Here is a 6,716-nt window from a genome sequence, read left to right as displayed (position 1 = left end):
CGGCGCTGACGGCCAGGCCCGCCGCGGCGAGGGTGCCCGCGAATCCGAGGGTGAGCGCGGTCCCGGCGCGCAGGGCGCGCGCCATGCGGACCGGGAACGCGTCGGTGGTGGTGTCGCCGAGGGTGTGGGTGATCCAGGCGGGCAGCAGCGCGAATCCGCACGGGTTGACCGGGGCGAGCATCCCGGCGGTGAACGCCAGCGCCAGCAGTCCGCCCATCACGCCGCTCCCGCGTCGCGCAGTGCGGTGGTGATCTGGTCGGCGGACGGGTCGGTGGCGCGGTAGGTGACCTTGCCCGCCGGATCGACCACGACCAGCGTCGAGAGCGACGCCACCGAGAGTCGTGTGGTGAGGGTGGCGCCGGTGTCGATCACGGCGGGCAGCGCCTGGGTGCCGGTGAAGTCCTGGAACCCGGCCACCGTCTGCGCGGATTCACCCGGATCCATGTCGACCAGCACGAACGACGCCTTGTCGCCGAGTTGTCCGGCCGCCTGCGCCACCGATTTCGCGCCGCCCACGCATTCGCCGCAGCCGACGGAGAAGAAGAACAACGCGGTCGGCTTGTCACCGGGCACGCTGATGGAGGTGCCGGTGACGGTGTCGACCTGCACCGGCGCCACCGGATCCTGCGCCGTCGTGTCGGTCGAGGTGCACCCGGTGAGGGCCAGGGCTGCGGACAGCGCCAGCGCGGCGGCGGCGAGGGCGGGGCGGCGAAAGCGTGGCAGAGTGGCCATTCGAGGACAGTGGCCTTTCGTGCGGGGGCGAGGGAGTGTCAGCGCGGTCTCGCGACCGCTCATCGGGGTGTCAGAGTTCGAGACGGTCATGCCGGGGTTTCCGTCCGGTCGCGGTCGGCCGGAGCCGACCGAGGGGATCCGGGTCGGGGCGGACAACACCCCGTGGCCTTACGGGCGCGGCGCCGCAGGGTGTAGCCGACGGCGGCGGCCACGACCAGCACGCCTGCGGCAAGCAGCCACGGGCTGGTCAAGACACCGCCGAGACCGGCGAGCACGCCGCCGGCGATCAGGGCGGGACCGGCGCAGCAGGCGACCATCACCAGCACGCCACCGGCCACTGCGAGCAGACCACCGAACCCGCCCGAGTCGTTGTCGGGTGTGTTCATCGCCTTGTTGTCGGGTGTGTTCATCGCCGCCCACTACCGTCCGCGGCGGGGATGCGCGGGCAGCAGCCCAGCGCGGCGGAGTTGTCGGCCGCCAGCGACCGCGCCAGCATCACCAGGTCAGCTACCCGCGGATCACCCACGGAGTACCGCAGTTTCTTCCCGTCGCGGCGCGCGAGGACATACCCGCAGTCGGCCAGGCAGGACAGGTGTACCGACACCCGGGGCTGCGAGATGCCGGCGTGTTCGACGCAGTCGGCGGAGGTGCGCTCCCCGGCGAGGATGAATTCGAGGAGCTTGAGCCGGGTCGGATCCGACAGGGCGCGAAAAAACTTCGCCGTCGTATCCAGATGCGTACACGCCGACTCGGCACCGGGCACGGTGACAGTGGCGGTGGTGGACCGGGCCATGGGATCGCCTCCACGAGACTTGAACTATTCGGATAAGCGCATAATATGGTTCCGGTAGATATTCGTCAACACGAATAGCAGCCGTTGTCGGTTCAGCGGTTGCCCGACCAGGAGGCACCCTCGTGACCTTGACAGATTCCCGCGCCGATCTGGCGATCATCGGTTCCGGCTCGGCGGCGTTCGCCGCCGCCATCGCCGCGGTCAACCTCGGCAAACGGGTGGTGATGGTGGAGCGCGGGACGGTCGGGGGCACGTGCGTGAACGTCGGGTGTGTGCCCTCGAAGGCGCTGCTGGCCGCCGCCGAGGCCCGCCACGCCGCCGAGGCGGCGGGCCGGTTCCCCGGGCTCACCCCCGCCGAGGTGCCGCTGGATTTCCCCGCCCTGATCGCGGGCAAGGACGCGCTGGTCGGGCAGCTGCAGGCGGAGAAGTATGTCGACCTGGCCGCCGACTACGGGTGGGAGATCGTCTCCGGCACCGCGGTGTTCGACGGCAGCGCCGAGGCACCCGTGCTGCGGGTCGCGCGCGCCGAGGGCGGTGTACGGGTGATCGAGGCCGACCAGTATCTGATCGCCACCGGTGCCGCGCCCTGGGCTCCGCCGATCGACGGCCTCGTTGAGGCCGGGTATCTGACCTCGACCACCGCCATGGACCTCCAGCAGCTGCCGGAGTCGCTGATCGTGGTGGGTGCGGGCTATGTGGGGCTCGAGCAGGCCCAGCTGTTCGCCCGCCTGGGCAGCAAGGTCACGGTGATCGCGCGTAGCCGGCTGACCTCGGGTGAGGAACCGGAAATCTCGGCCGCGCTCGAGGCCGTCTTCGCCCACGAGCGCATCGACGTGCTCACCACCGCCACCGTCGAGAAGGTCCTCGCCGACGACGGGCACAAGGTGGTGACCGTGCGCACCGGCGGCGGCGCCAGCACCGAGCTGCGGGCCGAGCAGGTGCTGATGGCCACCGGCCGCCGCCCCAACACCGCCGGGCTGGGCCTGGATGCGGTCGGCGTCGCCGTCGACGAGCGGGGCGCGGTCGTGGTCGACGACCGCCAGCGCAGCAGCAATCCGCGCATCTGGGCGGCCGGGGACGTGGCCGGGGATCCGCAGTTCGTGTACGTGGCCGCCGCGCAGGGCACCCTGGTCGCCGACAACGCCCTGGCCGGTGCCGATCGCGTCCTGGACTACACCACGGTGCCGCGCGTGACGTTCACCAGCCCCGCGATCGCCTCGGTCGGACTGACCGACGCGCAAGCCGCCGCGGCCGGGCTGGCCTGCCAGTGCCGGGTGCTGGGGTTGTCGAGCGTGCCGCGGGCGCTGGTCAACCGGGACACCCGCGGCCTGGTCAAGATCGTCGCCGAAGCCGGCACCGGCCGGATCATGGGCGTGCACGCCCTCAGCGACGGCGCCGGGGACCTGATCACCGCCGCCACCTATGCGATGACCGCGGGTCTGACCGTCGACCGGCTCGCCCACACCTGGGCGCCGTACCTGACCATGGCCGAAGCGCTGAAACTGACCGCGCAGACTTTCACCACCGACGTCACCAAACTGTCCTGCTGCGCAGGCTGACGCCGTCGGACGGGAGGCAGTGATGAACGGACACATGACGATCGGGGACCTCTCGGCCCGCACCGGGGTGCCGGTGAAGGCGCTGCGCGAGTACACCGACCTCGGCCTGATCTACACCCTGGGCCGCAGCCCGGCCAGCTACCGCCTCTACACCGACGACGCGGAGTGGTGCGTGCGGTTCATCGGCGAGCTGCGCGGCCTCGGGCTCACCATCGCCGAGATCTGCCAGCTCACCTCCACCGACCGTGACGACCACGGCCGTTCGGTCGGCGCCCATCTCGCCGAGCTGCTGCAGCGGTCGCGGCAGCGGCTGCGCCAGCGCATCGCCGATGCCGAGCAGATCCTCGACCGCATCGACGCCTTCGAAACCGCACACCGTGCGCATCTGGCCACCGACGACCTGTGCTGGGCCGGTGACCCGTGCGGATGCGAGCTACGGGCTTGACCCTCACCCCGGGGACAGACCCTACCGTCGGCACCGTCACTGTCCGATCGCCCTCGAGGAGTCCGATCCCATGAGTACCGACAACCTCACTGCCGACGTTTTCGCCAAGATCCTGCCCGCCGGCCGGGACCGGGCGCTGATGCGCGCCGCGCTGCGGCTGCTCGCCCACGGCACCCCGGTCACCGTCACCGAACTCGCCGCCGCCGCGGGAGTGCCCGACCTCGACCCCGCGCAGACGCCGATCGGCGCCGACGTCGAATACGACGAGGCCGGCCGGATCGTCGGCTGGGGCCTGACCCTCAACCCGACCCCGCACCGGTTCAGCGTCGGTGGCCACCAGCTCTACACCTGGTGTGCCCCCGACACCCTCATCTTCCCCGCCGTCATCGGCGCACCCGCCTGCATCGAATCCGACTGCCCGATCACGGGCACCACCGTGCGCCTGACCATCGACCCCGTCACCGGGGTCAGCGACCTGGAACCGGCCACCGCGATGGTGGCCTTCGTCGACCCCGACCGGATCCCGGCGTTCGAGGGCTTGGCCCGTCAAGCGGCGGCCCACCGTCGCCAGGAACCGCCGCCGCTCCGCCGGCAGCACCGACATGTCCAGCTCATCCGCGCCCAGGTTGCGCAGGAACACCAGCTTCTCGACCTCGGCCTTCACCGCGGTCGCCGACGCCTCCACCGGGCCGGTCGACAACCACCGCAACCGCGACATCTCGATCGACGGGTCGACGACCAGCAACGCATCCAGTTCCTTACACCGCTGCGGCGTGAACTCGCGCGCCAACCGGTCGTAGGTCTCCCGCTGCGCCCGCGTGCGAGCGTGCGCGACCCGGCGGACCACCGTTTCCGGGCCCGGCCGGATCACCCGCGCCGAGATCAGGTACTCACACGCCAGCCGGAACAACAGCGTCGGCGAATCGTGCTCCATCGCCCGCGCCAGCAGAAACTCATCCAGCTCCTTCAACTCCATCGCCCCGGCAGGCCGCCACCCCAGATACTGGGCCACCAGCCGCACATGCTCGGTCCGCGTCTGCGCCCGCTTGCCATACGAACGAAGCTGCGCTGCATCGATATTCAGCTGATCCGCCAGCCGGGCCACCGCCACCGGCGGCGCCGACGGCACCTTGTCCGGCACGAACCCCAGCCACGGCAAGGTGCACAACGCCACCGCCAGGCCCAGACGGACCGCAGGGCCCCTGCCCTGCGGAGCAACAAACGCCAGATCCGCCGGGGTCAGCGTGAAGTACCGGAACAACTCCTCACGACTGATCTCCGGGAACTCCCGCAGGCGCTGCAACTCCTCGTCCGCGAATACCCGCGTCGCCACGAACCCCAGCCTCCAACACGCCGACCAACCTCATCGGCAGACAAGCCAAGCACCAACCACCCCGGCCCGCAGCCCGAACCGAGAAATCGCCGCTGACCAGGCACTACGCGAACTTCGTTGTTTTTTGCGCCATTACTACCGGGACCCCGACCTCGATGCCCAGCAGGTGCTCGAGAGTCTGGGTCATCGACCACTCGTGCTCGCTGGCGGCCGCCAAGACTTGGGGCAGGGCTTCGGCTGCGGCGTCGAGTTTGAGGACGGCGAGATGTCCGCGTAGTTGCTGGTAGACCGAGATCGCTGATTGTGACTGTGGCCCAACACTATTCGAAGAGTCCAGCCCAGCATTGTCGGTGTCGGTGTCGGTGTTGGTGTTGGTGGTCATGGGAGGTGGGTCCTGTTCTGTGCGGCGCGTTCGTACACGCTCATGTCGATGATCGATGCCTGCGGGCCGGTATCGTCGGTGTTGGTTGTGTTGTGGCGCAGTGTGTTTGCGGCGTCTCGGGCGGCCTGGCCGGGTGGGATACGTTCTTTGCGGCGATGCGGCCGACGGCTGCTGGAGGCGCCGGCTTTGGCCAGGGTCTCCAGCGCGACGACATGCCCGTGATCACGCACTTGGGCGCCCGACCCGGGCGTGGCGAGGCGGTGCCGCGCGATCACGATGCCCGAATCGGTGGCGATGTCGATGTGTCCGTCCCCGAGCCGCTCGCTCACGGTGACTTCACTCATCGCCACCTCCGGCGGCACCGAGTACTGGTTGCCGCGCCACGCCACCAGCGCCTGGCGCGATACCGTGCGCATCTCGGTGAGCGTGGCCGGATACGGAGCCGCTGGTGGGGCGCTGAGCGGTTCGCGAGCGGCCACCATGATCACACTCGCCCGACCATCAGAGGTCGGGCGCATCCGTGCATCCGAGCGGGTGCGGCAGAAGGTGTCGCAGCTGGTTTGCGCTTGTTCGGGTGTCGTCTCGTCGGGAAGGGTGCGCCACCAGCGTTGTGCAGCAGTGTGATTGGACTTCTCCACCACACCCTTGCGATTGCCTCTGCGAGGTGGGCACACATCGACCGAGACCCCGTAATACTTGGCCACGTCAGCGAACTCGGCGGTCAACGCGCCGGTCGACGGGTGGCAAACCGTCGCCATCCGGTCAAATCGCCACGACTTGGTGACCCCGCCGAGTCGGCGGGTGATGCGGTCGATCCCGGCGATCACCTGCGGGCGAGTCATATCCGGCGCCAGGTAGCCCCGCCATTTGCCGGAATGCGCCAACGACCCGACAAGCAGGAATGCTGTTGAACCCCAACCCCATTCGTCCGGCGGGTTCGGTAACTCCACCCAATCCCATTGCGTCTCCTCACCCGGCGGATGCTCGACGACCGCGTTCGCCCGCTCCGTCACCAGGGCGCACGCCTCACATGTCGGACGCAGGCCACGTTGCCGGATCTGGCGGGTCAATGTCGGATAGGACTGGGTGTAGCCGAGGTCCTCGAGTTCGTCGCACAACGTCCGTGACCACAGATGTGGGTCCTCAACCAGACGCGCGGTGACGTAGGCCAGGAACGGCTCGAACGGATCCGCCGCCGACTTCTTACGCTCGCCCGGGCTGCGCTCACCCTTGAGGTAGGCGCGAATGGTTTTCCTGTCGTGCCCGGTGTGGCGGGCGATCGCCGAGATCGTCCACCCCCGTTTGTGTAGTGCATGTACTTCCACATCGTTCTCCCGTGTCAACATGAAAGCGGGCCTCCCGAGATAGTTGGTGAGTGGTCAGAGACCATCAGCATCACGGGAGGCCCGCCTACTCTGGCGGTGCCACACGGGTGGGGAATTCAGATGAGCATCACTGGGGAATTTCGATGA

The 6,716-nt window shown here is 69.2% G+C and carries 6 protein-coding genes and 4 pseudogenes; 3 read left to right on the top strand and 7 right to left on the bottom strand.

Annotated elements, in window-relative coordinates; genetic code table 11:
* From GOACH_RS22075 to GOACH_RS22060, 4 genes and pseudogenes are all read right to left on the bottom strand, one after another.
* Positions 1–217, bottom strand: a pseudogene (locus GOACH_RS22075) (cytochrome c biogenesis CcdA family protein); the annotation flags it as partial.
* Positions 217–732, bottom strand: coding sequence for a TlpA family protein disulfide reductase (locus GOACH_RS22070; RefSeq protein WP_005180213.1), 516 nt, complete (start codon positions 730–732; stop codon positions 217–219). The gene GOACH_RS22070 and the pseudogene GOACH_RS22075, both read right to left, overlap by 1 nt.
* 86 nt (positions 733–818) lie before the next feature.
* Positions 819–1,142 carry a mercuric ion transporter MerT gene (gene merT, locus GOACH_RS22065; protein WP_005180211.1) on the bottom strand — a complete coding sequence of 108 codons (324 nt, stop codon included), beginning with the start codon at positions 1,140–1,142 and terminating at the stop codon, positions 819–821.
* Positions 1,139–1,525: an ArsR/SmtB family transcription factor gene (locus GOACH_RS22060; protein WP_004018626.1), complete on the bottom strand. Its 387-nt coding sequence runs from the start codon at positions 1,523–1,525 to the stop codon at positions 1,139–1,141. The genes merT and GOACH_RS22060 overlap by 4 nt, the downstream gene beginning before the upstream one ends.
* 122 nt (positions 1,526–1,647) lie before the next feature.
* Between GOACH_RS22060 and merA the strand changes: the two genes are divergently transcribed.
* From merA to merB, 3 genes and pseudogenes are all read left to right on the top strand, one after another.
* Complete coding sequence (merA, locus tag GOACH_RS22055) at positions 1,648–3,084, top strand: mercury(II) reductase (RefSeq protein WP_004018625.1); 1,437 nt, start codon at positions 1,648–1,650, stop codon at positions 3,082–3,084.
* A gap of 22 nt (positions 3,085–3,106) precedes the next feature.
* Positions 3,107–3,529: a MerR family transcriptional regulator gene (locus tag GOACH_RS22050; RefSeq protein WP_005180202.1), complete on the top strand. Its 423-nt coding sequence runs from the start codon at positions 3,107–3,109 to the stop codon at positions 3,527–3,529.
* Positions 3,414–3,989: pseudogene (merB, locus tag GOACH_RS24575) on the top strand (organomercurial lyase); the annotation flags it as partial. The gene GOACH_RS22050 and the pseudogene merB, both read left to right, overlap by 116 nt.
* Before the next feature lie 57 nt (positions 3,990–4,046).
* Here merB and GOACH_RS24570 read toward each other — a convergent pair.
* The 3 genes and pseudogenes from GOACH_RS24570 to GOACH_RS22035 all read right to left on the bottom strand — a co-directional run.
* Positions 4,047–4,862: pseudogene (locus tag GOACH_RS24570) on the bottom strand (DUF4158 domain-containing protein); the annotation flags it as partial.
* Between the two features lie 148 nt (positions 4,863–5,010).
* Positions 5,011–5,244, bottom strand: a pseudogene (locus tag GOACH_RS22040) (IS21-like element helper ATPase IstB); the annotation flags it as partial.
* Complete coding sequence (locus GOACH_RS22035; RefSeq protein ID WP_005180194.1) at positions 5,241–6,590, bottom strand: Mu transposase domain-containing protein; 1,350 nt, start codon at positions 6,588–6,590, stop codon at positions 5,241–5,243. The pseudogene GOACH_RS22040 and the gene GOACH_RS22035, both read right to left, overlap by 4 nt.
* Positions 6,591–6,716: the final 126 nt, after the last annotated feature.

It is taken from the genome of Gordonia aichiensis NBRC 108223 (assembly GCF_000332975.1).
Lineage (GTDB): Bacteria > Actinomycetota > Actinomycetes > Mycobacteriales > Mycobacteriaceae > Gordonia > Gordonia aichiensis.
This window is presented reverse-complemented; position numbering and strand designations above follow the sequence as displayed.